This is a genomic window from Pseudomonas sp. DTU12.3 (assembly GCF_004124275.1).
In the GTDB taxonomy this organism is placed as follows: domain Bacteria; phylum Pseudomonadota; class Gammaproteobacteria; order Pseudomonadales; family Pseudomonadaceae; genus Aquipseudomonas; species Aquipseudomonas helmanticensis.
On the sequence record NZ_CP027218.1, the window covers coordinates 4,810,576 to 4,836,199 of the forward strand.

General features: G+C 60.3%; 25 protein-coding genes. 12 read left to right on the forward strand and 13 right to left on the reverse strand.

Going from position 1 to position 25,624, the window contains the following annotated elements; translation table 11 throughout:
• Positions 1-4: 4 nt before the first annotated feature.
• Together fabB and C2E19_RS22045 are read left to right on the forward strand one after the other, a co-directional pair.
• The gene (gene fabB, locus C2E19_RS22040; protein WP_008087472.1) at positions 5-1,225 is read left to right on the forward strand and encodes a beta-ketoacyl-ACP synthase I; all 1,221 of its coding nucleotides are present in this window, start codon (positions 5-7) and stop codon (positions 1,223-1,225) included.
• Positions 1,226-1,622: 397 nt separating this feature from the next.
• On the forward strand, positions 1,623-1,811 hold the full coding sequence (locus tag C2E19_RS22045; protein ID WP_129395072.1) for a hypothetical protein: 189 nt from the start codon (positions 1,623-1,625) through the stop codon (positions 1,809-1,811).
• Positions 1,812-1,881: 70 nt separating this feature from the next.
• Here the strand turns inward: C2E19_RS22045 and C2E19_RS22050 are convergent, their stop codons facing one another.
• From C2E19_RS22050 to C2E19_RS22080, 7 genes are all read right to left on the reverse strand, one after another.
• A complete protein-coding gene (locus tag C2E19_RS22050; RefSeq protein WP_129395073.1) occupies positions 1,882-2,424 on the reverse strand; it encodes a DUF2058 domain-containing protein in 543 nt (180 codons plus the stop codon).
• 25 nt (positions 2,425-2,449) lie between these two features.
• Positions 2,450-3,283, reverse strand: coding sequence for a nucleoside triphosphate pyrophosphohydrolase (gene mazG, locus C2E19_RS22055; protein ID WP_129396162.1), 834 nt, complete (start codon positions 3,281-3,283; stop codon positions 2,450-2,452).
• Between the two features lie 125 nt (positions 3,284-3,408).
• On the reverse strand, positions 3,409-5,652 hold the full coding sequence (relA, locus tag C2E19_RS22060) for a GTP diphosphokinase (RefSeq protein ID WP_129395074.1): 2,244 nt from the start codon (positions 5,650-5,652) through the stop codon (positions 3,409-3,411).
• A 101-nt stretch (positions 5,653-5,753) separates the two neighbouring features.
• Entirely contained in the window at positions 5,754-7,130 is a 1,377-nt protein-coding gene (gene rlmD, locus C2E19_RS22065; protein WP_129395075.1) for a 23S rRNA (uracil(1939)-C(5))-methyltransferase RlmD, read from the reverse strand.
• Entirely contained in the window at positions 7,130-8,032 is a 903-nt protein-coding gene (cysM, locus tag C2E19_RS22070; protein WP_026000780.1) for a cysteine synthase CysM, read from the reverse strand. The genes rlmD and cysM overlap by 1 nt, the downstream gene beginning before the upstream one ends.
• Before the next feature lie 255 nt (positions 8,033-8,287).
• Positions 8,288-9,712 (reverse strand): sensor histidine kinase, encoded by a 1,425-nt coding sequence (locus C2E19_RS22075; RefSeq protein ID WP_129395076.1) that lies wholly within the window; start codon positions 9,710-9,712, stop codon positions 8,288-8,290.
• A complete protein-coding gene (locus C2E19_RS22080; RefSeq protein WP_129395077.1) occupies positions 9,699-10,421 on the reverse strand; it encodes a response regulator transcription factor in 723 nt (240 codons plus the stop codon). Before C2E19_RS22080 ends, C2E19_RS22075 begins: the two co-directional genes overlap by 14 nt.
• A 219-nt stretch (positions 10,422-10,640) precedes the next feature.
• On the opposite strand from C2E19_RS22080, the gene C2E19_RS22085 reads away from it, so the two are divergent.
• Entirely contained in the window at positions 10,641-13,394 is a 2,754-nt protein-coding gene (locus tag C2E19_RS22085; protein WP_129396163.1) for a response regulator, read from the forward strand.
• Positions 13,395-13,477: 83 nt separating this feature from the next.
• Positions 13,478-14,467 carry a 2-hydroxyacid dehydrogenase gene (locus C2E19_RS22090; RefSeq protein ID WP_129395078.1) on the forward strand — a complete coding sequence of 330 codons (990 nt, stop codon included), beginning with the start codon at positions 13,478-13,480 and terminating at the stop codon, positions 14,465-14,467.
• A 12-nt stretch (positions 14,468-14,479) separates the two neighbouring features.
• On the opposite strand, the gene C2E19_RS22095 is transcribed toward C2E19_RS22090, so the two are convergent.
• Positions 14,480-14,953 carry a hypothetical protein gene (locus C2E19_RS22095; RefSeq protein ID WP_129395079.1) on the reverse strand — a complete coding sequence of 158 codons (474 nt, stop codon included), beginning with the start codon at positions 14,951-14,953 and terminating at the stop codon, positions 14,480-14,482.
• 133 nt (positions 14,954-15,086) lie between these two features.
• On the opposite strand from C2E19_RS22095, the gene C2E19_RS22100 reads away from it, so the two are divergent.
• Together C2E19_RS22100 and C2E19_RS22105 are read left to right on the forward strand one after the other, a co-directional pair.
• The gene (locus C2E19_RS22100) at positions 15,087-15,521 is read left to right on the forward strand and encodes a hypothetical protein (RefSeq protein ID WP_129395080.1); all 435 of its coding nucleotides are present in this window, start codon (positions 15,087-15,089) and stop codon (positions 15,519-15,521) included.
• Positions 15,521-15,925, forward strand: a complete 405-nt coding sequence (locus tag C2E19_RS22105) for an META domain-containing protein (protein ID WP_129396164.1) — start codon at positions 15,521-15,523, stop codon at positions 15,923-15,925. Before C2E19_RS22100 ends, C2E19_RS22105 begins: the two co-directional genes overlap by 1 nt.
• Before the next feature lie 95 nt (positions 15,926-16,020).
• Here C2E19_RS22105 and C2E19_RS22110 read toward each other — a convergent pair whose 3' ends face one another.
• The gene (locus tag C2E19_RS22110) at positions 16,021-16,488 is read right to left on the reverse strand and encodes a TlpA disulfide reductase family protein (RefSeq protein ID WP_129395081.1); all 468 of its coding nucleotides are present in this window, start codon (positions 16,486-16,488) and stop codon (positions 16,021-16,023) included.
• A gap of 113 nt (positions 16,489-16,601) precedes the next feature.
• On the opposite strand from C2E19_RS22110, the gene arsC reads away from it, so the two are divergent.
• Genes arsC through C2E19_RS22125 form a run of 3 tightly spaced genes read left to right on the forward strand, consistent with a single transcriptional unit; the run spans position 16,602 to position 17,976 of the window.
• Positions 16,602-16,955: an arsenate reductase (glutaredoxin) gene (gene arsC, locus C2E19_RS22115; RefSeq protein WP_129395082.1), complete on the forward strand. Its 354-nt coding sequence runs from the start codon at positions 16,602-16,604 to the stop codon at positions 16,953-16,955.
• Positions 16,952-17,548 carry an NAD(P)H:quinone oxidoreductase gene (gene wrbA, locus C2E19_RS22120; RefSeq protein WP_129395083.1) on the forward strand — a complete coding sequence of 199 codons (597 nt, stop codon included), beginning with the start codon at positions 16,952-16,954 and terminating at the stop codon, positions 17,546-17,548. The genes arsC and wrbA overlap by 4 nt, the downstream gene beginning before the upstream one ends.
• Positions 17,549-17,550: 2 nt before the next feature.
• The gene (locus C2E19_RS22125; RefSeq protein ID WP_129395084.1) at positions 17,551-17,976 is read left to right on the forward strand and encodes a DUF2069 domain-containing protein; all 426 of its coding nucleotides are present in this window, start codon (positions 17,551-17,553) and stop codon (positions 17,974-17,976) included.
• A gap of 90 nt (positions 17,977-18,066) precedes the next feature.
• On the opposite strand, the gene C2E19_RS22130 is transcribed toward C2E19_RS22125, so the two are convergent.
• Positions 18,067-18,741: a DNA-3-methyladenine glycosylase I gene (locus C2E19_RS22130; RefSeq protein ID WP_123376387.1), complete on the reverse strand. Its 675-nt coding sequence runs from the start codon at positions 18,739-18,741 to the stop codon at positions 18,067-18,069.
• 165 nt (positions 18,742-18,906) lie between these two features.
• Positions 18,907-19,731, reverse strand: a complete 825-nt coding sequence (gene ttcA, locus C2E19_RS22135; RefSeq protein WP_129395085.1) for a tRNA 2-thiocytidine(32) synthetase TtcA — start codon at positions 19,729-19,731, stop codon at positions 18,907-18,909.
• A 384-nt stretch (positions 19,732-20,115) separates the two neighbouring features.
• Here ttcA and C2E19_RS22140 point away from each other — a divergent pair, with 384 nt between their 5' ends.
• Positions 20,116-20,718 carry a Yip1 family protein gene (locus C2E19_RS22140; RefSeq protein ID WP_129395086.1) on the forward strand — a complete coding sequence of 201 codons (603 nt, stop codon included), beginning with the start codon at positions 20,116-20,118 and terminating at the stop codon, positions 20,716-20,718.
• Positions 20,719-20,858: 140 nt separating this feature from the next.
• A complete protein-coding gene (locus C2E19_RS22145; RefSeq protein ID WP_129395087.1) occupies positions 20,859-21,353 on the forward strand; it encodes a SprT family zinc-dependent metalloprotease in 495 nt (164 codons plus the stop codon).
• Between the two features lie 85 nt (positions 21,354-21,438).
• Here the strand turns inward: C2E19_RS22145 and C2E19_RS22150 are convergent, their stop codons facing one another.
• Both C2E19_RS22150 and C2E19_RS22155 read right to left on the reverse strand, forming a co-directional pair.
• Positions 21,439-22,620 (reverse strand): CaiB/BaiF CoA-transferase family protein, encoded by a 1,182-nt coding sequence (locus tag C2E19_RS22150; RefSeq protein WP_129395088.1) that lies wholly within the window; start codon positions 22,618-22,620, stop codon positions 21,439-21,441.
• A gap of 231 nt (positions 22,621-22,851) precedes the next feature.
• Positions 22,852-24,186: a dicarboxylate/amino acid:cation symporter gene (locus C2E19_RS22155; RefSeq protein WP_129395089.1), complete on the reverse strand. Its 1,335-nt coding sequence runs from the start codon at positions 24,184-24,186 to the stop codon at positions 22,852-22,854.
• Between the two features lie 350 nt (positions 24,187-24,536).
• Here C2E19_RS22155 and C2E19_RS22160 point away from each other — a divergent pair, with 350 nt between their 5' ends.
• Entirely contained in the window at positions 24,537-25,535 is a 999-nt protein-coding gene (locus tag C2E19_RS22160; protein WP_129395090.1) for an AraC family transcriptional regulator, read from the forward strand.
• The last annotated feature ends 89 nt before the right edge of the window (positions 25,536-25,624 follow it).

Below are 25,624 nucleotides of genomic sequence, written 5' to 3' on the forward strand. Positions count from 1 at the left end.
TCGCATGCGCCGCGTCGTTATCACTGGTCTGGGCATTGTTTCGTGCCTGGGCAATGACAAAGAGACCGTCTCCGCTAACCTGCGTGCAAGCCGCCCTGGCATCCGGTTCAACCCGGAATATGCTGAAATGGGTCTGCGTAGCCAGGTTTCCGGCTCCATCGACCTCAACCTTGAAGAGCTGATCGATCGCAAGATCTATCGCTTTGTCGGCCACGCAGCGGCTTACGCCTACCTGGCCATGAAAGACGCCATTGCTGACTCCGGCCTGACCGAAGAGCAAGTGTCCAACCCGCGTACCGGCCTTGTTGCTGGCTCCGGTGGTGCTTCCACGCTGAACCAGATGGAAGCGCTGGACATCCTGCGCGAGAAAGGCGTGAAACGCGTTGGCCCATACCGTGTAACGCGGACCATGAGCAGCACCGTTTCCGCTTGCCTGGCCACGCCATTCAAGATCAAGGGCCTGAACTACTCCATCGCTTCTGCCTGCGCCACCAGTGCTCACTGCATCGGTACCGCCATGGAACAGATCCAGATGGGCAAGCAGGACATCGTCTTCGCCGGTGGCGGTGAAGAAGAGCACTGGAGCCAGTCGTTCCTGTTCGACGCCATGGGCGCTCTGTCCAGCAAGCGTAACGACACCCCGGAACAGGCTTCCCGTGCCTACGACAAAGACCGTGACGGTTTCGTCATCGCTGGTGGTGGCGGCATGGTCGTGGTTGAAGAGCTGGAACACGCTCTGGCCCGTGGCGCCAAGATCTACGCCGAAATCGTTGGCTACGGCGCTACGTCCGATGGCTACGACATGGTTGCCCCAAGCGGCGAAGGCGCGATCCGCTGCATGCAGATGGCGATGTCCACCGTTGATACCCCGATCGACTACCTGAACACCCACGGCACCTCGACTCCGGTCGGCGACGTCGCGGAAATGAAAGGTGTGCGTGAAGTGTTCGGCGACAAGGCTCCAGCGATCAGCTCGACCAAAAGCCTGTCCGGTCACTCCCTGGGCGCTGCCGGCGTTCACGAAGCGATCTACTGCATGCTGATGATGGAAGGCAACTTCATTGCCGGTTCCGCCAACATCGACGAGCTGGACCCTGAAGTGGCCGATCTGCCAGTGCTGACCAAGACCCGCGAGAACGCCACCATCAACACCGTGATGAGCAACAGCTTCGGCTTCGGCGGCACCAACGCCACGCTGGTACTGAAGCGCTGGGAAGGCAAGTAATTCCCCCCGCTTGAGCCACACATGAAAACGCCCCGACTGGTTCGGGGCGTTTTTTTTCGTCTGCAGAAAACTCACGGCCGACACAAACTCCTTATGTAGGAGCTGCCGAAGGCTGCGATCTGTTGATCTGATCGTTCCCACGCTCTGCGTGGGAACGATCAAGATCGCAGCCTTCGGCAGCTCCTACAGGGGGATTGGGTGTTCTGGAGATGAAACTTCTGTCATGAAACTTAGCGGCCTGCGACCGAATGTCGCGGATTCCGTGGGCTGTAGCACTGTTGCGGTTTTCGCAAAAATACATTGCACAAACTGAGCGTTTACTTAGCAAGCTAACAAATCATATAAAAGAGTCCTGCACACGCCTTGCTGCAGATAACTTGAGATTTGGAGCTAGCAGATGACTGTAAAAGTAACTGAACGCGACGATTCACACATGTCCCACGAAGGCGTAGCCGCCGGTATCCGCATCTGGGATGTGCATCAACAAGACTTGCTGGTCGGCATGTTCCACAACGAGATCGATGCCCACAACTACAAGGCCGAACTGGAAGTGCAAGAACAACAGCGAGACACCCGCTCCTCCTGATTCAACCACAGCATTGAAAACGACAAACCCCGCCATGAGCGGGGTTTGTCGTTGTTACGGCTTTATCGATTTACCACATCAGATCATCAGGGATCTGGTAGGCCGCGTACGGATCGTCCTCGGCGTTGACCTCTTCGGTCTGCACGTTGAGCTGGACGATGCGCTGCGGATCACGCTCCTGGATCTTCAGAGCCGCTTCACGCGGGATCACTTCGTAGCCGCCGGCATGGTGCACGATCGCCAGCGAACCGCTGCTGAGCTTGTTGCGCATCAGCGTGTTGACCGAGAGGCGCTTGACCTTCTTGTCGTCGACGAAGTTGTAGTAGTCCTCGGTCGTCAGCTTCGGCAGACGCGAGACCTCGATCAGTTGCTTGACCTGCGCCGCACGCGCCTTGGCATCCGCCTTCTCTTTCTGCTGGCGGTTCAGCTCCTGATCACGCTTGACCTTCTCGGCCATGGCTTCCTGAGCGGCGCGTTGTTGCGAGTCATCCAGTTCGACCTGACCTTTGTGGGCCAGGCGTTGCTGCTTCTGCTTGTCTTTGCTGACCTGCTTGGCCTGCTTTTGGTTGACCAGACCTGCTTTGAGCAACTGGTCGCGAAGGGAAATACTCATCGGGCTTACTCACTAGGGCAGTTGCTCAGCCGCAGCTGGGCGCATTCTTTTCCTGACGTTTGGCTTCGCCCCACAGGGCGTCCAACTCTTCGAGGGTGCAATCTTCTATGGGACGGTGGGTGTCGCGCAATGCCTGTTCGATAAAACGGAAACGTCTTTCAAACTTGCCGTTGGCGCCACGCAGTGCGGTTTCCGGATCAACCTTCAGATGCCGGGCCAGATTGACCACGGAAAACAGCAGGTCGCCGATCTCGTCAGCCACGGCCACCGGATCGTTTTCAGCCATCGCTTCGAGCACTTCATCGAGCTCTTCGCGCACCTTGTCGAGCACCGGCAAGGCGTGCGGCCAATCGAACCCGACCTGCCCGGCACGCTTCTGCAACTTGGCTGAACGGGATAATGCCGGCAACGTTGCCGGCACATCATCGAGCAGTGACAGTTGCTCGGGCGCGGCGGATTTCTCCGCGCGCTCTTCGGCCTTGATCTCTTCCCAACGCTGCTTGACCTGTTCTTCGGTCAAGCGCGGTACATCCAGTGGCGCGTAAAGATCGCCAGTGGGGAACACGTGCGGATGACGACGGATCAGTTTGCGGGTGATGCTGTCGATCACCCCGGCAAATTCGAAGCGCCCTTCTTCCCGCGCCAGTTGGCTGTAATACACCACCTGGAACAGCAGATCACCGAGTTCACCCTGCAAATGATCGAAGTCACCGCGCTCGATGGCATCGGCCACTTCGTAGGCTTCTTCGAGGGTGTGCGGGACGATGGTCGCGTAGGTTTGCTTGATGTCCCACGGGCAACCGTATTGCGGATCGCGCAGACGGCTCATGAGGTGGAGCAGGTCTTCAAGGCTGTACATCATTTCTCTGTCTCACACAAAACCATTGTGGGAGCGAGCCTGCTCGCGAAGCGGTGTGCCTGCAACTATGTTGTCGACTGACACGCCCTCTTCGCGAGCAGGCTCGCTCCCACAGTGAAGCCACATCACGGGGTACGGTTACGCCGCGTTTCGATGATGTTCGGCAACTGCGATATACGCCCGAGCAACCGCCCCAGTGCATCCAGGCCCGGGATCTCGATGGTCAGGGACATCAACGCGGTGTTGTCCTCTTTGTTCGAGCGGGTGTTGACCGCCAGCACGTTGATGCGCTCGTTGAGCAGCACCTGCGAAACGTCACGCAGCAGACCGGAACGGTCGTAGGCGCGGATGACGATGTCCACCGGATAGGTGAGCACCGGCACCGGCCCCCAGCTGACCTGAATGATCCGCTCCGGCTCACGCCCGCCCAGCTGCAGCACCGAGGCGCAGTCCTGGCGGTGAATGCTCACGCCACGACCCTGAGTGATGTAGCCGACGATCGCATCGCCCGGCAACGGCTGGCAGCAGCCGGCCATCTGCGTCATCAGGTTGCCGACACCCTGGATCTGAATGTCGCCGCGCTTGCCCGGTTTGTACCCCGTAGCCTTGCGCGGAATCAGCTCCAGCTGTTCGTTGCCGCGTTCCGGCTCGACCAGCTGCTGCGCGAGGTTGACCAGTTGCGCCAGACGCAAGTCGCCGGCACCGAGGGCGGCGAACATGTCCTCGGCGGTTTTCATGTTGGCCTTGTCGGCCAGCTTGTCGAAATCCACCGCTGGCAGACCGAGGCGCGTCAGTTCGCGTTCGATCAGGGTTTTACCGGCGGCAACGTTCTGGTCGCGCGCCTGCAACTTGAACCAGTGAACGATCTTCGCCCGCGCCCGCGAGGTGGTGACGTAACCGAGGTTCGAGTTCAGCCAGTCGCGGCTTGGCGTACCGTGCTTGCTGGTGATGATCTCGACCTGCTCACCGGTCTGCAGGCTGTAGTTGAGCGGCACGATGCGCCCATTGATCTTGGCGCCACGGCAGTTGTGGCCGATCTCGGTGTGCACGCGGTAGGCGAAGTCCAGCGGCGTCGCGCCTTTCGGCAAGTCGATGGCGTGACCGTCGGGAGTGAAGATGTAGACCCGATCCGGCTCGATATCAACGCGCAGCTGTTCCGCCAGACCACCGATATCGCCCAGCTCTTCGTGCCACTCGAGGACCTGACGCAGCCAGGAGATTTTCTCTTCGTAGTGATTCGAACCGGATTTGACGTCGGTGCCCTTGTAGCGCCAGTGCGCGCAGACGCCGAGCTCGGCTTCTTCGTGCATCGAGTGCGTACGGATCTGTACCTCAAGCACTTTACCCTCAGGGCCGATTACCGCCGTGTGCAGCGAGCGGTAGCCGTTCTCTTTCGGGTTGGCGATGTAGTCGTCGAATTCTTTCGGGATGTGCCGCCACAAGGTGTGGACGATGCCCAGCGCGGTGTAGCAGTCGCGCATTTCCGGGACCAGCACGCGCACCGCACGCACGTCGTAGATCTGGCTGAATTCCAGACCCTTGCGCTGCATTTTGCGCCAGATCGAATAGATGTGTTTGGCCCGGCCGCTGATGTCGGCATCAACCCCGGTGGCCTGCAATTCGTCCTTGAGCTGGGTCATCACGTCGGCGATGAACCGCTCACGATCGAGCCGTCGCTCGTGGAGCAACTTGGCGATCTGCTTGTACTGATCCGGCTCCAGGTAACGGAAGGACAAGTCCTCCAGTTCCCATTTGATATGACCGATGCCGAGCCGGTGCGCGAGCGGCGCATAGATGTCGAAGACTTCCCGGGCGACACGGTTACGCTTCTCGTCGTCAGCGGTTTTCACTGCACGGATCGCGCAGGTGCGTTCAGCGAGTTTGATCAGCGCGACACGCACGTCGTCAACCATCGCCACGAGCATCTTGCGCAGGTTCTCGACCTGCCCTTGCGTGCCCATGACCATCGACTGACGCGGGCTGAGGCTGTCACTGATAGCCGCCATGCGCTGCACGCCGTCGATCAGCTTGGCCACCACCGGACCGAAGCGCTGGCCGACGGCCGCGAGTTCGATCTGGCCCTCGCGTACGCCGCGATACAGGACCGCCGCGACCAGCGAATCCTGATCGAGCTTGAGGTCGGCGAGGATCTCGGCGATTTCCAGACCGGTACTGAAACTGCCCGAGCCTTCGGCCCACAGATTCTTCTTGGCATTGGACTGTTGTTCGGCCTCGCGAGCGAACTCGCAGGCTTCTTTCAAGGCTTCGCGATCCAGTGCCAGATCGACACTGACCGCGTGATCGAGCCAAGCCTCGAGATTGATACTGCCGTCAGTGTTGATCGGCTGGTGTGCTCTCACCTGTACCATCTTGCTTTACCTTCCCTACGACGCAGATTCAATGCGTCAAATCGCTGACCTTCAGTGTCCGTTTGCGCTCGCGGGGCTAATGCGAGCGCTGCGCGGACAGATCAGACGGATTCAGACGAGCCATCCTGGCTCGCTTCAAATAACGCCATGGCCTCGACATGTGCCGTCTGAGGAAACATATCGAGAATCCCGGCACGTTTTAACCGGTAGCCCTGCTTGATCAATTCGACCGTATCGCGCGCCAGCGTTGCCGGGTTACACGACACATACACCAACCGTTTGGCACCCAGGGTCGCCAGCTTGCGCACCACCTCGAAAGCACCGTCACGCGGTGGGTCCAAGAGTACCGCAGAAAAGCCGTTTCCGATCCATTGGGCATCGCTCAAAGGCTGGGATAAATCGGCTTGAAAAAACTTTGTGTTATGCAAATTGTTACTAGCGGCGTTGGCTGCGGCGCGCTCGACCATGGTCTGCACACCTTCGACCGCCACCACTTCGCGCACGGCTTTGGCCAACGGCAAAGCGAAGTTGCCCAGGCCGCAGAACAGATCCAGCACGCGCTCCTCGCTACGTGGCTTCAGCCAGTCCAGCGCCTGTGCCACCATCGCTTCGTTGACGCCGGCATTGACCTGGATAAAGTCGCCCGGCCGATACGCCAGATCGAGATCCCATTGCTCCAGGCGATAGCCCAGCGACTGGGTGGCATCGACCGGTTGCGGTTCGCCTTCGCCATGCAGCCACAATTGCGCTTCATGGAATTGGCAGAAGTCCTTGAGGATGGTCAGATCCGCTTCGGACAACGGCGCCATGTGCCGCAGCAACACCGCCAGCGACGAGCCGCTGAACAGCTCGACATGACCCAGCGCTTGCGGCTTGCTCAACCGACGGAGCATCTCCGGCAAACGGGTCATGATCGGTTGCAAGGGCTGTACCAGCACCGGGCATTCGCTGATCGCGACAATGTCCTGGCTGCCGGCCGCGCGGAAACCGACTTCGAGTTTCTTCGCCTTCATGTCCCAGCGCACCGCGATCCGCGCGCGACGGCGATAGCCGAACTCGGGGCCGGTCAACGGCGCTGCCCACTCTTCCGGTTCGACACCGGCAACGCGCGACAATTGCTCGGCGAGCATGCGCTGTTTCAGGGCGAGTTGTTCGTCATGGGGCAAATGCTGAACGCTACAACCGCCGCAGCGGCCAGCTTGCTGACACGGTGCCGGGCGACGCAATTCGCTGGCCTTGAACACACGTTCGGTGCGCGCCTCGACCACTTTGCCGTGGGCGCCGAGCACCCGCGCTTCGACCTCTTCACCGGCAAGGGCGCCAAGGACGAACCAGGTTTTGCCTTCGAAAAACGCGATACCGCGACCGTCATTGGCCAGGCGTTCGATAGTCAAACGCTGCTTCTTGCCGGTCGGAATTTGCGCGGCCTTGCTGCCGCCGGTGGGCTGGAAGCGCAGGCCTCTCTCGTGCTTGGCCATCAGTTTGGCGCGTCGAAAATGCCGGTCGACAGGTAACGGTCGCCACGGTCACAGATGATCGCGACGATCACCGCGTTTTCAACTTCTTTGGACAGGCGCAGCATCGCTGCCACCGCACCGCCCGAGGACACGCCACAGAAGATGCCTTCTTCGCGGGCCAGACGACGGGTGACGTCCTCGGCCTCGCTTTGTGCCATGTCGACGATGCGATCAACGCGGTCGGCCTGATAAATCTTCGGCAGGTATTCCTGCGGCCAGCGGCGGATACCGGGAATGGCCGAGCCTTCCATCGGTTGCAGACCGACGATCTGCACGCTGTCGCTCTGCTCTTTCAAGTAGCGCGAAACGCCCATGATGGTGCCGGTGGTGCCCATCGAACTGACGAAGTGAGTGATGGTGCCCTGGGTCTGACGCCAGATTTCCGGGCCGGTGGTGGTGTAGTGCGCTTCAGGATTATCGCCGTTGGCGAACTGATCGAGCACCTTGCCACGGCCTTCGGCTTCCATACGCTGCGCGAGATCGCGCGCGCCTTCCATGCCTTCTTCCTGGCTGACCAGAATCAGCTCGGCACCGTAAGCGGTCATCGCCGCTTTGCGCTCGGCGCTGGAGTTGTCCGGCATGATCAGGATCATCTTGTAACCCTTGATCGCGGCAGCCATGGCCAGGGCGATTCCGGTGTTGCCCGAGGTCGCTTCAATCAGCGTATCGCCGGCATGGATCTGCCCACGCAATTCGGCCCGGGTGATCATCGACAGCGCCGGCCGGTCCTTGACCGAACCCGCCGGGTTATTCCCTTCGAGCTTGAGCAATAGGGTGTTGCTGGTAGCACCGGGCAGGCGCTGCAAACGCACCAGCGGAGTGTTGCCGACGCAATCGGCGATGGTTGGGTACTGCAGGGTCATGGCGTATTCGCAATCCAGACGTGCGGGGGCGCCTATCATACCGGCAAACCCGCGCAGGCCATATCACGCAAAGTGCGGTGCTTATGGTTTATAGGAATAAGCAAACAAAAGTCGCACCAGTGGTGCGACTTTTGATGTGTACCTTTGAATTTCTATGTAATGCAGATGGCCTCTTCGCGAGCAAGCCCGCTCCCACAGGGGACGGTATCGCTCAAAAAAAAGTGTCAGCAGTGCTGACACTATTTTCAGTGTTGCTCACACGATCTGCGGTGTACGCAAATCCAATGTGGGAGCGGGCTTGCTCGCGAAAGCGTCTGTCGCTGCACCGCAATCATCCGCCAACAACCGCAAATTCAGCCGCAACCCCGCCCCGCCATTCTCCGCCCAAATGCTCCCGCCCTGGCGCTGCACGGCATTGCGCGCAATGCTCAGCCCCAAGCCAAACCCGCCGTCGCCAGGCCGCGAGCCGTCGAGGCGGGTGAACGGCAGGAAGATCCGCTGCAGATCGGACTCAGCCACGCCGCCGCCCTGGTCTTCCAGCCACAGGTGCCAGTAATCACCATCGCGGCGCCCGTCGAGCTGGACGAAGCCGCCTTCCGGCGAATGACGAATGGCATTGCGCAAAATGTTTTCCAGGGCCTGCGCCAAAGTATTCAGATTGCCGCGCACCCAGCACGACGCTTCCACCGAGCACTGCAAGCGCTGGCTCGGCCAGCCGCTTTCGTAACAGGCATTGTCCGTAAGCATTTCCCACAGTGCCTGAACTTCGATCGCCTCGTCGGGAAGTGGCGTGCGTTCAGTGTCGAGCCAGGCCAGTTGCAGGGTTTCTTCAACCAGCCGCTGCATGCCGTCGACTTCCCGGCCGATACGCTCGCGCAATTGCGCCAGGCCTTGTTCGCTTTCGCTGGCCACGCGCAAGCGGCTCAGCGGCGTGCGCAATTCGTGGGACAGGTCACGCAGTAGTTGCTGTTGCAGGGCGACGGTCGATTGCAGGCGCTCGGACATCGAGTCGAACGCCCGGGCCAGTTCACCGAGCTCATCCGGGCGCTGGGTAATGCCGCTCGACAGCCGCACATTCAGTTGATCGGCGCGCCAGGCGTTGGCCTGTTCGCGCAGGTTGTTCAACGGCACCACCAACAGACGATAGAGACCGACGCACAACAAAAACGTGAACAGCCCCGGAATCACCCCGTTGGTGATCACGCGCCAGAACAGGCGATATTTACCCGGCAAAAAACGCTCGGGCAATTCGATCACCAGACTGCCGGCGGAAGGATCTTTGGGGAACGGAATGCGCAACCACGGCCGCCCCTGTTTGTGAATCGGCCAATCGAGCCCGCGCAAAAAGGTCAGGTGCTGGATTTCCTGCTCGCTCAGCGGATCACTGCCCAGCGATTGCAAATTGCCGCCGATCACCCCAACCCAACTGGCTTCGCGCAACTCCATGCTCTGCAACCAGTCATCAATTCCATTGCGCCCACCGCGCTGCCAGGCACGCTCGGCCTCGCCGGCATAACGCGCCAGCGTGCCGCGCGCCTCGTCGGAGAGGAACTGATTGCGCTCCTCCATATAACGGCCCCACGACCAGCTCAGCCAGATCATCAGCAGGCAGAACGCGACCAGCAAACAGGCGAGTTTCCAGAACAGCGAATGCCGCCCCGGCAGTTCAGACAGTTTCATCGGCAGCGCTCAAGACATAGCCCTTGCCCCACACCGTGCGCACTTCCCGCTCGGTGTAACCGATGGCTTTGAGTTTGCGGCGAATCTGGCTGATGTGCATGTCGAGGCTGCGATCGTGCGCGGCATAACCGCGTTGCAGGACATGCTGATAAAGGAAGGCTTTGCTCAGCACTTCCTCGTCATTGCGATTGAGGGTTTCCAGCAGACGAAATTCGCTGCGGGTCAGCCCGGCCGATAGATCGCGAAAGAACACGTCGCACTGTTCATCGTCGAAGCGCAGCGTGCCTGTCGCCACAGTCGGGGCAGTGGCAGACGGCCGACGATCAAGCGCCACTCGCCGCAGGATCGCTTCGATGCGCACATGCAGCTCAGCCATGCTGAAGGGTTTTGGCAAATAGTCGTCGGCGCCCAGGCGGAAACCGCTAATGCGATCCGCCTCGGCCCCCAGGGCTGACATCAGCAGCACCGGCGTCGAATGACTCTGGCGCAATTGTGTCAGCACGTTCAAACCGTCCATGCCCGGCAACAGAATATCCATCAGCACTACATCGAACGGCTGGCGCTTGGCGATGTTCAGGCCTTCCTGACCGTTCTGGCACCAGGTCACCTGAAACCCGCTGCGACCCAGATGCTCGTGCACATAGGCGCCGAGCACCGGATCGTCTTCGATGGAAAGTATGCGTGGCTGGCCAGCGGAAACAGGAGTCATGAGTATCTGCAAGTAATTCTCAGTTGAGAGTGATTATTCAAGATTGCCGGGCATCGGGCAACCCAAGGTTGACCCAACAGACAAACGCACACCTGCGCCCTGACCCACCGCGAGCGCATTTTTCCGGAGATTGCCCGCGAGCAAATCGCTACACTGCGCCAATGTCGCGTGCCGGATGCACGTATGAGTCAACAGTTCAGCGGGATGCAGGAGATAGGTGTGCTCAAGAAACTGGGAATCAAAGGTCGTGTGTTATTGCTGACCTTGTTGCCGACCAGCCTGATGGCGCTGGTGCTGGGTGGATATTTCACTTGGGCGCAGCAGTCCGACTTGCAGACCCAGTTGATGCAGCGCGGCGAAATGATCGCCGAGCAACTGGCGCCGCTGGTGGCACCTGCAATGGGCCACGGCAACAATGAGCTGCTCGAACGCATCGCCACGCAATCCCTCGAGCAACCGGACGTGCGCGCCGTCACGTTTCTTGCGCCGGATCGCTCGCCGCTGGCCCACGCCGGCCCGACCATGCTCAATCAGGCACCGAGTGGCGACAGCGCGCAATTGCAACGGCGCAGCGGCAATGACGCGACTCGCTACCTGATGCCGGTGTTCGGCAAGCACCGCAATCTTGCCGGTGAACTGATCCCGGAAGAATCCGATCGCCTGCTCGGCTGGGTCGAACTGGAGCTGTCGCACAACGGCATGTTGCTGCGCGGTTACCGCAGTCTGTTTGCCAGTCTGTTGCTGATCGCCGCCGGTCTTGCCGGGGCGGCGTTGCTCGCGTTACGCATGGGCCGCACCATCAACCGCCCGCTGAGCCAGATCAAACAAGCCGTCGCGCAACTCAAGGACGGCCACCTCGAAACCCGTCTGCCGCCGCTCGGCAGTCAGGAGCTGGATGAGCTGGCGTCGGGCATCAACCGCATGGCCGGAACGTTGCAGAACGCTCGCGAAGAACTGCAGCACAGCGTCGATCAGGCCACCGAAGACGTCCGGCAGAATCTGGAAACCATCGAGATCCAGAACATCGAACTGGACCTGGCGCGCAAAGAGGCGCTGGAAGCCAGCCGGATCAAATCCGAATTCCTCGCCAACATGAGCCACGAGATCCGTACGCCGCTCAACGGCATTCTCGGTTTCACCCATCTCTTGCAGAAAAGCGAGCTGACCCCGCGCCAGCTCGACTATCTGGGCACCATCGAAAAGTCCGCCGACAGTTTGCTGGGGATCATCAACGAGATCCTCGACTTCTCGAAAATCGAGGCCGGTAAATTGGTGCTCGACCATATTCCGTTCAACCTGCGTGATTTGCTGCAGGACACCCTGACCATTCTTGCGCCCGCCGCGCACGCCAAACAGCTGGAGCTGGTCAGCCTGGTCTATCGCGACACGCCGCTGTCGCTGGTCGGTGATCCGCTGCGCCTCAAGCAGATCCTTACCAACCTGGTCAGCAACGCGATCAAGTTCACTCGCGAAGGCACCATCGTTGCCCGCGCGATGCTCGAAGAAGACCACGAAGACAGCGTGCAATTGCGTATCAGCATTCAGGACACCGGCATCGGTCTGTCCAGTCAGGATGTCCGCGCGTTGTTCCAGGCTTTCAGTCAGGCCGATAATTCGTTATCGCGCCAACCGGGTGGCACCGGCCTCGGGCTGGTGATTTCCAAGCGCCTGATCGAGCAGATGGGCGGCGAAATCGGCGTCGACAGCACGCCGGGCGAGGGCTCCGAATTCTGGATCAGCCTGAGCCTGCCGAAGACCCGCGACGATGCCGAAGACCTGCCTTCGGCGCCGCTGCTCGGACGCCGCGTGGCGGTGCTGGAAAACCACGAACTGGCGCGCCAGGCCTTGCAGCATCAACTGGAAGACTGCGGCCTCGACGTCACCACCTTCAATACCCTCGAAAGCCTGACCAATGGCGTCACCGCCGCGCATCAGACCGATCAGGCGATTGATCTGGCGGTGCTTGGCATCACCAGCAACGACATGCTCCCGGAACGTTTGAACCAGCACATCTGGGACCTCGAACATCTCGGCTGCAAAGTGCTGGTGCTGTGCCCGACCACCGAGCAGACGCTGTTCCATCTGTCGGTGCCGAACCCGCACAGCCAGCTCCAGGCCAAACCGGCATGCACGCGCAAATTGCGCCGCGCGCTGTCGGATCTGGCCAACCCGCGCCAGCCGCGCAATGAGCCCGGCGAACCGCTGTCGAGCCGTGCACCGAAAGTACTTTGCGTCGACGACAACCCGGCCAACCTGCTGCTGGTGCAAACCCTGCTCGAAGACATGGGCGCCAAGGTTCTCGCTGTGGAAAGCGGTTACGCCGCCGTCAAAGCGGTGCAGAGCGAATCTTTCGATCTGGTGCTGATGGACGTGCAGATGCCGGGCATGGACGGCCGCCAGAGCACCGAAACCATCCGCCAGTGGGAAAGCGAACGGCATTGCACACCGCTGCCGATTGTCGCCCTCACCGCCCACGCCATGGCCAACGAAAAACGCGCGCTGCTGCAAAGCGGCATGGACGATTACCTGACCAAGCCGATCAGTGAACGGCAACTGGCGCAGGTGGTGCTGAAATGGACCGGGCTGGCCTTGCGCAATCAAGGCCCGGAGCGCAGCAGCGACAGCGCCTTGGGCAATCATGAATTGCCGGTGCTCGACCACGAAGAAGGTCTGCGTCTTGCTGCCGGCAAGGCCGATCTGGCGGCGGACATGCTGGCGATGCTGCTCGCGTCACTGGAAGCCGATCGCGAAGCCATCCGCACGGCACGCGACAATCACGACCAGAATGCCCTGCTCGAACGCGTTCATCGCCTGCACGGCGCGACTCGTTACTGTGGCGTGCCGCAGTTGCGCGCCGCCTGCCAACGCAGTGAAACCCTGCTCAAACAGGATGATCCGAAAGCGTTGATGGCGCTCGATGAACTGGAGCGGGCAATCAATCGTCTGGCCACGCAGGCGAAGATCAGCGCCTGATCCACGGCAATGCCGGCAACGCTGCCGGACGCTACAGTTGTCGCGGGTGATGGGGGCCCGCGTCGATGCTCCAGGAGGATTTCATGCGCACGATCGTTTTCAGCAGTCAGACCTACGACCGCGACAGCTTCCTCGGCGCCGCTTGCCCGGCCGGGATCGAACTGCATTTCCAGCCCGCTCGGCTCAGTCTTGACACTGCTGCGCTGGCCGATGGTCATGCAGTGGTTTGCGCGTTTATCAATGATGACCTCAGCGCGCCGGTGCTGGAACGCCTGGCCGCTGGCGGCACGCGCCTGATCGCCCTGCGTTCGGCGGGTTACAACCATGTTGATCTGGTCGCGGCAAAACGCCTGGGGCTGGGTGTCGTGCGCGTCCCGGCCTACTCGCCGCATGCCGTGGCCGAACATGCTGTCGCGCTGATTCTGGCGCTCAATCGCCGTTTGCATCGCGCCTATAACCGCACCCGCGAAGGCGACTTCAGCCTGCACGGTCTGACTGGATTCGATCTGGTCGGGAAAACCGTCGGCATCGTCGGGACCGGACAGATCGGCGCGACGTTCGCCAAAATCATGCACGGCTTTGGCTGTCAGTTGCTCGCTTACGATCCGTATCCGAACCCGGATGTCGTAGCCTTGGGCGCGCGTTATCTGAGCCTGCCCGAACTGCTCGCGCAATCGCGCATCATCAGCCTGCACTGCCCGCTCAACGAACACAGTAAGCACTTGATCAACCGCGATTCGCTGGCGCACATGCAGCGGGGGGCGATGCTGATCAACACCGGGCGCGGTGGTCTGGTCGACACGCCGGCGCTGATCGACGCGCTGAAAGAGGGACAACTCGGTTATCTGGGGCTGGATGTCTACGAGGAGGAGGCACAGCTGTTTTTCGAGGATCGCTCCGACCTGCCGTTGCAGGACGATGTGCTGGCGCGCTTGCTGACTTTTCCTAACGTGATCGTCACTGCGCATCAGGCCTTTCTGACCCATGAAGCATTGGGCGCGATTGCCGCGACCACCCTGCACAACATCGCGACCTGGGCGGCAGGTGCGCCGCAGAACCAGGTCGAGGGTTGATCGCCAGACGGTTTACTTTGGTGACAGCGTCGACGCGAGGATCAACAGCGCCAGCCAGCCAAAGCCGAAAAAGCGCTGCTTCATCGAGTGACCGCTGCGCAGCAGAAACCAGACGAACATCATCGGCAACAGAAACACCATGATCTTCAGCCAGCCCTCTACCGGGCGGCTGCCATCGGCGTTGGCCTGCGTTTGAAACGCTGGTGCCGATTGCTCGCTTGCCTGCCGGCGCCGACGCCCCGCCGCTGCCGGCATGACTTTCGGCAGAGGCTCCGGCGCAGGGGCTGGCGCCACGACCTCGGGGACTGACTTGTTGCGCGGCAGGCTGCCGAAAGAAATCGTCGAAGACTGAGCCGTTGCCGGTGCCGCGACTTTCTGTGCGTGAGCGTGAGCGATATGCTCGGCCATCGGCGCCCCACAATGAATGCACACCAAGGCTTCGGAGCTGATGCTCCGCTTGCATTCATAACATTCGATCAGCGCCATGTTCCGTTCCTTCAGAGTCGAGGCCGGCAGTTTGCCATGAGCGCCTGTCGATTTGAACCGGATCGAAGGTCGCAAGCGCGCATCATCCTGCAATCGAGCCCGTGCTAGCATGTCGCGCATATTTGGAGGACCCATGGTCGAACACGATTTCCGCTACACCCTGATGAACCCGCAACACACCCTCACCGAATGCCGCGCCCTCGTTCCGGGCCGCTATCAGGTCACCGGCAACGGTGGTTCGATTCGCATCGGTGACGCTCTGCTGGTGACCCTTAAAGGCAGCAAGGATTTGTCCATGCGCCTGACCGTCGAAACCGTCCGCCACCTGATCAACCCGCCGGGCCAATGGACCGCGATGACCACCGGCCCGGTATTCGGCGAACTGGCGATCCACACCTGGCAGGTCAACTGCGACAGCTGCGCCAAAGAGCTGAGCTTTGAATTTGCGGTCGATGCCAAACTGGGCAAAACCGCAGAAAAACCGGCGGCCACTGCGCGCATCGCCGAGCTGGGCTGGAAAGCACTTGGCGACAAGCACCTGTGCCCGAAATGCCAGGAGCCGGCATGATGAAACGCCTTGCCCTGACCGCTTTGGTCAGTGTCGGTCTGGTCGGTTGCGCGGCGGAGCCTGTGCAACTGCAACAGAACCGCAGCTACATTCTGGAGTGGATTGGCGAACGGCCATTGATGGATTACAGCCATCTGACCGTGACCCTCGGCGATGATGGTCGCGCCTACGGCAACGGCGGTTGCAACCACTGGTTCGCGCCGTACACGCTGGACGGTGACAAACTGACCTTCGGCAAGATCGGCAAGACCCGCAAGCTCTGCGCACCGGCGCTGATGGAGCAGGAGCAGCGTTTCCTGCAGGCGCTGGAACATGTCGAGCGCTGGGACATCTCGCCGATCGAGCAGATGCGCTTCTGGCCGGCTGAAGGCAAGCCGCTGCGCTGGTGGCTGGAAGAGGGTTGAACCGCAAAAGATCGCAGCCTTCGGCAGCTCCTACATGGATCGTGTATACCCTGTAGGAGCTGCCGAAGGCTGCGATCTTTTCTTCCACTAACGACCTATTGGGTCGCCTGCAACGCTTCGAGTTTGGCCAGCACTCCCGCCGCCGTCTGTTCACCCATCAACTGTTCACGCACCTTGCCCTTGTTGTCGATGATGTAGGTCACCGGCAAGGCCTCACTGCGCGGCACGTCAAACAGCTCCGCCGGATCTTGCGCCAGCACGGTGAACTTGATGCCGAGTTTTTCGCTGGCCTCCTTCAGTTCCGCACCCTGCACGTTGTCGAAATTGACCCCGAACACCCCGACATTCTTGCTCTTCAGCTCATCCGCCAGATGGTTGAGCTCGGGAATTTCCGTGCGGCACGGGCCACACCATTCGGCCCAGTAGTTGAGCACCACCCATTGCTTGTCCAGACGCTCGGACGCCACTTTCTGGCCGTTCTGGTCGATCCCGTAATCGTTGCCGCAGCCCCCCAGCATCAACGCCCCGATAATCGTCAATGCCGCTGCCAATCGCCGTGTCATGTCGTGTCCCTTGTGAAAATTTGAAAGCGCCTGCGACCCATCGCCTCTGACGGTTCTGGATTGCGCGCTGCACAGTTAGAATAGCCGCCACTTTACGCCAGAAGCGACCCGCCATGACCGATCTGACGCTTTATCACAATCCGCGCTGCTCGAAATCCCGCGGTGCGCTGGAACTTCTTGAAGCCCGCGGCCTGACGCCAAACGTCGTGCGTTACCTCGAAACCCCACTGAGCGCGGGGCAAATCAAGGCCCTGCTGGGCAAACTCGGGATCAGCGCACGTCAGCTGCTGCGCAGCGGAGAAGATGAATACAAAATGCTTCAACTCGCTGACGACAGCCTCAGCGAAGCGCAATTGATCGACGCCATCGCCGCGCATCCAAAACTGATGGAGCGACCGATTCTCGAAGTCGGCGACAAAGCCGTGATCGGTCGTCCGCCGGAAAACATCCTGGAGTTGCTGCCGTGAGCGCGCCGTACATTCTGGTGCTGTATTACAGCCGCAGCGGCTCGACCAACGAGATGGCGCGGCAGATTGCGCGCGGCGTCGAACAGGCTGGCTTCGAGGCGCGCCTGCGCACCGTACCGGCGATCTCCACCGAGTGCGAAGCGGTAGCGCCAGAGATTCCGGATGAAGGCGCCTTGTACGCCACCCTCGACGACCTGAAGAACTGCGCCGGCCTGGCACTCGGCAGCCCGACACGTTTCGGCAACATGGCGGCGCCGCTGAAATACTTTCTCGATGGCACCAGCAACCTGTGGCTGACCGGCGCTCTGGTCGGCAAACCGGCCGGCGTGTTCACTTCCACCGCCAGCCTGCACGGCGGCCAGGAAACCACCCTGCTGTCGATGATGCTGCCGCTGCTGCACCACGGCATGCTGATCACCGGCCTGCCCTACAGCGAATCGGCGCTGCTGGAAACCCAGGGTGGCGGCACGCCTTATGGCGCCAGTCATCACGCCGGGGCTGACGGTAAAAAAGGTCTGGATCAGCACGAAGTGGCGCTGTGTCGCGCCCTCGGCCTGCGCTTGGCCAAGACTGCGCAAAAACTGGAGGGCTGACAGTGGCGAAGAAGCCGAAGATTTTGCCTTCCGTCGAATGGCTGGAGCCACGCGTCAAGGCCATGCGGGTAATCAGCCTGCTGAGTTTTTTCGCCTTGGCCGGTTTGCTCGCCGCTTATTACCTGGTCTTCGCCGACCTGCACGGCGCGCGGCCGTGGGTGATTCTGCTGGTCGAACTGATCCCGTGGATTGTCCTCGCTCCGGCGATGATCATGGGCAGCGCGCGCGGGCATTCGTGGATGTGTTTTGTGGTGAACCTGTATTTCATCAAAGGCGCACTGGCGGCGTATGACCCGAATCGACAGTTGTTTGGGGTGCTGGAGATGGTCGCGAGTCTGGCGGTGTTCTGCTCGGCGCTGTTGTATGTGCGGTGGCGGTATCAGTTGAATCGCAAATTGGCGGGTGAAGGCGAAATCTCTATCGCCTGAACGGACGCCTTCGCGAGCAAGCCCGCTCCCACAGGGGAACGCATTCCAAAATGTGGGAGCGGGCTTGCTCGCGAATGGGGCGACGCGGTCTTAATGGTTGACGGTGTACGCGAGCATCATCGAAATCTGGCTCATCGCCCGCCCGCCGCTCTGTTCATGCCACTGATTGAAGGCGTCCTGCACAATCGCCAGATCACGCTGGCTGGTCGGCACCTTGTCGACGATCTTCTGCGCATTCAGCGCCGCGACCACGTCGTAGCTCGGCACGAATGTGTCCTTGCCGACCATGCGCAAAAAGCGTGGTGCCGACAGCCCGCCGAGTTGATGGCCGTGCTTTTTCAGGTAGGTCCACAAACCGACGATATCGGTCACCGGCCAGTCAGCAATCAGCGCGCCGAAACTGCCTTTGTCCTTCTCGACATCGAGAATGAACTGCGCATTGCGCGGCACACTCTTGAGCTTGCCCAGATGACGGATGATCCGTGCATCCTGCATCAGGCGTTCGAGATGCTCGGCACTCATCAGCACGACTTTTTCCGGATCGAACTTGAAGAACACTTCTTCGAAGGCCGGCCACTTGGCGTCGACCAGACTGTGCTTGAGGCCGGCACGAAACACGCGCAGGGCCATGGTCGAGAGGTAGCGGTCGTCGCTGATCTTGCGCAGTTGCGCAGGGGTCTTGGGAACGGGCAGATGGGCTTCCAGTTCAGCTGCCGAACCGAAGCGGTTCAGACAGTATTCGTGCAGCCACTTGTAATCGCGCATGCCCTCTCCTATCGAATGAAACAAAAAACCAATGTGGGGCCCTTGTGGCGAGGGGATTTATCCCCGTTGGGCTGCGCAGCAGCCTCAGACTATTCTGGGAGCGCTTCGCGCTCCAACGGGGATAAATCCCCTCGCCACAAAAGCGCGGCCACATAAAAATGGGGTTTACAGATTGACGATGTTGACGAAGCGCGAAGCTGCGGTCTCGTCGATCTTCAGGCTGGTGAAGTCGAACAGGTTGCGGTCAGCCAGTTGCGACGGGATGACGTTCTGCAGACTGCGGAAGATGCTTTCAGTTCGGCCCGGGGTCTTGCGCTCCCAGTCCTGGAGCATGTCCTTGACCACCTGACGCTGCAGGTTTTCCTGCGAGCCGCAGAGGTTGCACGGGATGATCGGGAATTCCTTGAGGTCCGAATACGCCTGAATGTCTTTCTCGTTGCAGTACGCCAGCGGACGGATCACCACGTTGCGGCCGTCATCGGCGCGCAGCTTCGGCGGCATCGCTTTCAGGCTGCCATTGAAGAACATGTTGAGGAAGAACGTCTCGACGATATCGTCACGGTGGTGACCGAGGGCCATCTTGGTCGCGCCGATTTCGTCGGCGAAGGTGTACAACGTGCCGCGACGCAGGCGCGAGCACAGCGAGCAGGTGGTCTTGCCTTCCGGAATCAATTCCTTGACCACCGAGTAGGTGTCTTTCTCGACGATGTGGTACTCGACGCCCAGCTCTTTCAGATAGGCCGGCAGCACGTGCTCGGGGAAGCCCGGCTGCTTCTGGTCCATGTTCACCGCGACGATCTCGAACTTGATCGGTGCAACCTTCTGCAGGTGCAGCAGCACGTCGAGCATGGTGTAGCTGTCCTTGCCCCCGGACAGGCAGACCATGACCTTGTCGCCGTCTTCGATCATGTTGAAATCAGCGACCGCTTCGCCGGCCAGGCGGCGCAGGCGCTTTTGCAGTTTGTTCTGGTTGACCGTAAGAGTGCCCATGACGCGAAATCCGTGAGGTGTGACGAAAGGCCGGCATTTTACGCAAAAACCCCGAATGCGCGAAGTGTGCATCCCGACCGTCCGTAATCTGGAATGCCGCCTTCAATGTAGGAGCTGCCGAAGGCTGCGATCTTTTGACGGTAAAAAACAGGATCAAAAGATCGCAGCCTTCGGCAGCTCCTACAGGGGCTCGTCAAGACTGTACGGCGATTAAGCCCCGTGTTTACAGCGCGATTTGCTCTAAGCCCCTAATACCTGTGCGGTTAAGTCCTTTCTATACTGCGACATAAGGTCGCACACATCCAAGACCTGAATTTGCTCGGCCTCATTGGCCCGTAGGCGCTCCGTTGGGGGGCGATGGCAATAACAAGAGGAGTGACTGGCATGATCCATCACGTAGTGGGACTTTTTACCCACCCCGATCAGGAATGGAAGGAAATCCGTGGCGACCAAGAGGAAAGCATCAGCCACATGTACCTGACACACACGCTGATTCTGGCGGCGATCCCCGCTGTCTCGGCGTTCATTGGCACCACGCAGGTCGGCTGGGTGATCGGTAGTCGCTCGCCAGTGATGCTCACTGTTGAAAGCGCAGTCTGGATGACCGTCATGTCCTACCTGGCGATGCTCGGCGGCGTCGCGGTGATGGGCGCTTTCGTGCACTGGATGGCGCGCACTTATGACGCCAACCCAAGCCTGGCGCGTTGCGTCGCGTTCGCTACCTACACCGCGACACCGTTGTTCGTCGGTGGGCTGGCGGCGCTGTATCCACATATGTGGCTGGGGATGATCGTCGGCACGGCGGCCATCTGTTACACGGTTTATCTGCTGTACGTGGGGCTGCCGACGTTCATGAACATTCCATCGGACGAAGGCTTTCTGTTTTCCAGCTCGGTGCTGGCGGTGGGCCTGGTAGTGCTGGTCGCGATCATGGCGTTTACCGTGATTGTCTGGGGCCTGGGCGTAGGCCCTGTGTATACGAACTGACCGGCCGAGAAAAACCACATCTGCCCATTCAGGCCGCCGCAAGGCGGCCTTCTCGTTTTCCGGATGACCATTCGGCAGCTCGACGATTCGCAAGTCCGGGGCGTTGCGGCATACTCATGGTCTCTGGAGATCCATCAAGCATGCCCGAGCAACTCAATACCCGCGTCGAAGACTGTTACCAACTCGCTGAAGCCTTTTTCAAACGTTCCTTCCCACGTCCTGTCGTCAGCCTCAAGCTGCGCGGGCAAAAAGCCGGTGTCGCGCATTTGCACGAGAACCTGCTGCGCTTCAATTTGCAGCTGTACCGGGAAAACACCGAGCACTTCCTCAAGCAGACCGTGGCCCACGAAGTCGCGCACCTGATCGCTCATCAATTGTTCGGCGAGCGCATTCAGCCGCATGGCGAAGAATGGCAATTGATCATGCGCGGGGTGTATGAACTGCCGCCGGATCGCTGCCACACCTACGCAATCAAGCGCCGCAGCGTGACGCGCTATATCTACAAATGCCCGTGCGCGGACAGTGATTTTCCCTTTTCGGCGCAGCGCCATGGACTGGTGCGGCAGGGACGGCGGTATTTGTGCCGCAGCTGCCGCAATACCTTGGTCTTTAGTGGTGAGATGCGGGTGGAATAAAGATCAAAAGATCGCAGCCTTCGGCAGCTCCTACATGAGATTGCATACCCCTGTAGGAGCTGCCGAAGGCTGCGATCTTTTGCATCTACCCCACCACTTTTGCCGCACGCAATTCAGCAACCCGCTCAACACTAAATCCCAACTCTGCCAACACCTCATCCGTATGCTGCCCCAACACCACCCCGACATGCCGTGGCGCCGGTAAATCCTCGGAAAATTTCAACGGACACGCCATCTGCGCCTGCGTCGTGCCATCCCCGCGCGGCACCTGCGTCACCAGTTCACGCGCCTGCAATTGCGGATGGCGCACGGCCTCACTCAAATTCAACACCGGCTCGACACACGCATCGATCCCGGCAAACATCTCGCACAGTTCAGCAAAGTCATGCCGTTCAAACTCGATCTTCAACGCCTCCTTCAGCGCCCGCTGTTGCTCAGGTTTCGGCGACAACCCTTGCGCCGCCAATTCCGGCCGACCGAGCGCCGCACACAGCGGCTGCATGAATGCCGGCTCAAGGCTGCCGACAGACATCCAGCGTCCATCACGCGAACGGTAATAATCGTAGAAGCTGCCGCCATTGAGCATCTGGTCTTCCCAGCCAGGCTCCGCGCCGCAGGCCAGATAGCCGGCGCCGGCCATGGCATTCAGACTGAACGCGCAGTCGGTCATGCTCACGTCCAGATGGGTGCCCTGCCCGGTTTGCTGACGGGCAATCACTGCCGCTAGCAAGCCGATCACGCCGTGCAACGAACCACCGGCAATATCCGCCACCTGCATGCCCAACGGCAACGGCCCACTGTCGGCGCGGCCGGTGTAACTGGAGAGGCCCGCCAGCGCCAGATAGTTGATGTCATGCCCGGCGCGATCCTTGTACGGGCCGGTCTGCCCATAGCCGGTGATCGACACGTAAATCAGCTTCGGGTTGATCGCCTTCAGCGCCTCATACCCCAGGCCCAATCGCTCCATTACCCCGGGGCGAAACTGTTCCAGAACGATGTCGTAATCAGCGAGCAACTGCTTGACCACTGCCAGCGCCTCGGGCTGTTTCAGGTCCAGCGCCAGGCTGCGCTTGTTGCGATTGAGGTAGGCGTGACTGGCCGACATCCCGCCATCGTGCGGCGGCAACACGCGCAACAAATCCATGCGCGTCGGCGATTCGATGCGCAGCACGTCGGCGCCCATGTCCGCCAGCAACAGCGAAGCGAACGGCCCCGGCAACAGGATCGAAAAATCGAGGATCTTCAGTGAGGCCAGCGGTGCGGACATGGGCAAACTCCTTGAGCGATGCAAGCAGCCTAGGCAGCCGTGCCGCATACAGCAATCACCCGATGTGTCAGCAACAGTGACCGTAACGCTCAAATCGCAGGCAATAAAAAACCCTGTGGTGAGGGGATTTATCCCCGTTGGACTGCGCAGCAGGCCCCTTCTCTTATCTTCAGAAGGGGCCGCTTCGCGACCCAACGGGGATAAATCCCCTCGCCACAAGGGCTTTTTTACTTACTTGACGCTGCTCGGAGTTGGGCCTTCAGCCACACCCAGGTCATCTTCCGGACGGGTATCAGCAATACCGCGACCGCCCGAGGCCAGCTCGGCTTGCAGCGTGTCGGTGTCCAGCTCTTTCACCCACTTGGCAACCACGATGGTCGCAACGGCGTTGCCCACCAGGTTGGTCAGTGCGCGTGCTTCGGACATGAAGCGGTCGATACCGAGGATCAGCGCCAGACCGGCCACCGGCAGGTGACCTACCGCCGACAGGGTCGCTGCCAGCACGATGAAGCCCGAACCGGTGACACCGGCTGCGCCTTTGGAGGACAGCAACAACACCACCAGCAGCGTGATCTGGTGAGTGATGTCCATGTGCGTGTCAGTTGCCTGAGCAATGAACACGGCGGCCATGGTCAGGTAGATCGCGGTACCGTCGAGGTTGAACGAGTAACCGGTCGGGATCACCAGACCCACTACCGATTTCTTCGCACCCAGACGCTCCATCTTGATCAGCATGCGTGGCAGAACCGATTCCGACGACGAAGTGCCGAGGACGATCAGCAGTTCTTCACGGATGTAACGGATCATCTTCAGCACGCTGAAGCCGTGCATGCGTGCAATACCGCCAAGCACGATCAGCACGAACAACAGGCAAGTGATGTAGAAGCAGATCATCAGTTGACCCAGCTGCACCAGCGAGCCGACACCGTAGGCACCGATGGTGAAGGCCATGGCACCGAAGGCACCGATTGGCGCGAGCTTCATGATCATGTTGATGATGTTGAACATCACGTGGGCAAAGCGATCGATGAAGTCGAGGATCGGCTTGCCGTAAGCACCCAGGCGATGCAGGGCGAAACCGAAGATCACCGAGAACATCAGCACTTGCAGGATGTCACCGGTGGCGAACGCGCCGACGATGGTGGTCGGGATCACGTTGAGCAGGAAACCGACCACGCTTTGGTCAGCACCAGCCGCTACATAAGAAGCGACTTTCGAAGCATCAAGGGTGGCGACGTCGATGTGCATGCCGGCGCCCGGTTGCACAACGTTGACCACAACCAGACCGACCAGCAGCGCGATGGTCGAAACGATTTCGAAGTACAGGAGTGCGTAGCCGCCGGTCTTGCCGACCGACTTCATGCTTTGCATGCCGGCGATGCCGCTGACCACGGTGCAGAAAATGATCGGGGCGATGATCATTTTGATCAGTTTGATGAACCCGTCACCCAGCGGCTTTACGGCCACACCGAACTGCGGGTAGTAGTGACCGAGCGCGATACCGATAACGATTGCGACGATCACCTGTAAATACAGGGATTTGTACAGTGGCTGACGAGTCGTCATTGCAAGTTTCCTCAAGAGCCCCGCGTAGCAACATCCATCTGTTGGCCGCGAAACCTGAATTGCGAACCCTCCTGCACTGGAGGGATTTGTTGTTGGAGCGGCGCTGTCCGGACAGGATCAACGCACGCTTCTGTCGCTCATATCGCAAACGCCGTGCCACTTTGGTGCATTTCGCTGCAAGCCTTTTGATATCAAGGCCTGCAGGTTTTTTTCCGTCACCCCCTGGTGACTTGAGTGTGGCGGATTTCCGCCAAGTTGCTCGATCTCGTCCTACAATTTGGCGGAAATCCGCCTTGTTGCGCCTGTCACCCCCGGCTACCATCCAGCGCCTGAGGAAGGATCTGCCGCTTATGCGCGAACGCACCATTGCCAGTCATTTCGCCCGTGCTGCACTCGGTGGCGCGCGGCGCCTGCAGTTCGACTACTCAAAGATGCTGCTGCAACTGGGCATCAGCCCGGAGTTACTTGACGAGCCGCGCGCGCGCCTCGCTCCGGAACAATTCACCCGCTTGATCCAGGGCCTGTGGCTGGCGCTGGACGACGAGTATCTGGGTTTCGGCAATGCACCGAGCAAACCCGGCAGCTTCGCGATGATGTGCCACGCCTCGATTCACTGCCGCAATCTGGAGAAGGCACTGCAACGCGGTTTATTGTTTTATAGCCTATTCCCCGCAGCCCCGCGCCTGACCCTGAGCCGCGAAGACGAATGGGTGCGTTTGAGTCTCGACGATTCGCCATTGTGGGATCCGGATCACTTTTTGACGGAAAGCCTGCTGGTGATCTGGCATCGCCTCGGCAGTTGGCTGATCGGCCAGCGGATTCGCCTCGAACAGGCGACATTCAGTTACCCGCGCCCGGAGCATGGCGCCGAGTACGATCTGCTGTTCCCCTGCCCGACGACCTTCGGCACCGAGCAGAGCAGCCTGCTGTTTCACAGTCGCTATCTGCACATGCCGCTGCTGCAGGATGAACGCACACTCAAGCATTTCCTCGAACGCTCTCCCGCCGACCTGCTTTCTCGCCCGGACGACGGCGACAGCCTCAGCAGTCGCCTGCGCCGTTTGCTCAGCCGCGACAGTGCGCGCTGGCCGGATCTGGAAGCGGTCGCGGCGCATATGCACATCAGCCCGCAGACGCTGCGCCGGCATTTGCGCGAGGAAGGCACGAGTTTTCAGGAGTTGAAGGATCAGCTGCGGCGGGATATCGCCATCTACCATCTGGGGCGGGCGGATCTGTCGTTGCAACAGATTGCCGAGCAGTTGGGGTTCTCTGAACCGTCGGCGTTTCACCGGGCGTTCAAGAAGTGGACGGGGCTGACGCCGGGGGCTTATCGGGCGCAGGAGCAGTGAGGCGCTGAATCAAAAGCCCCTCACCCTAACCCTATCCCTATCCCTATCCCCGAGGGAGAGGGGACTGATTGGGGGATGTTCAGAGTTTC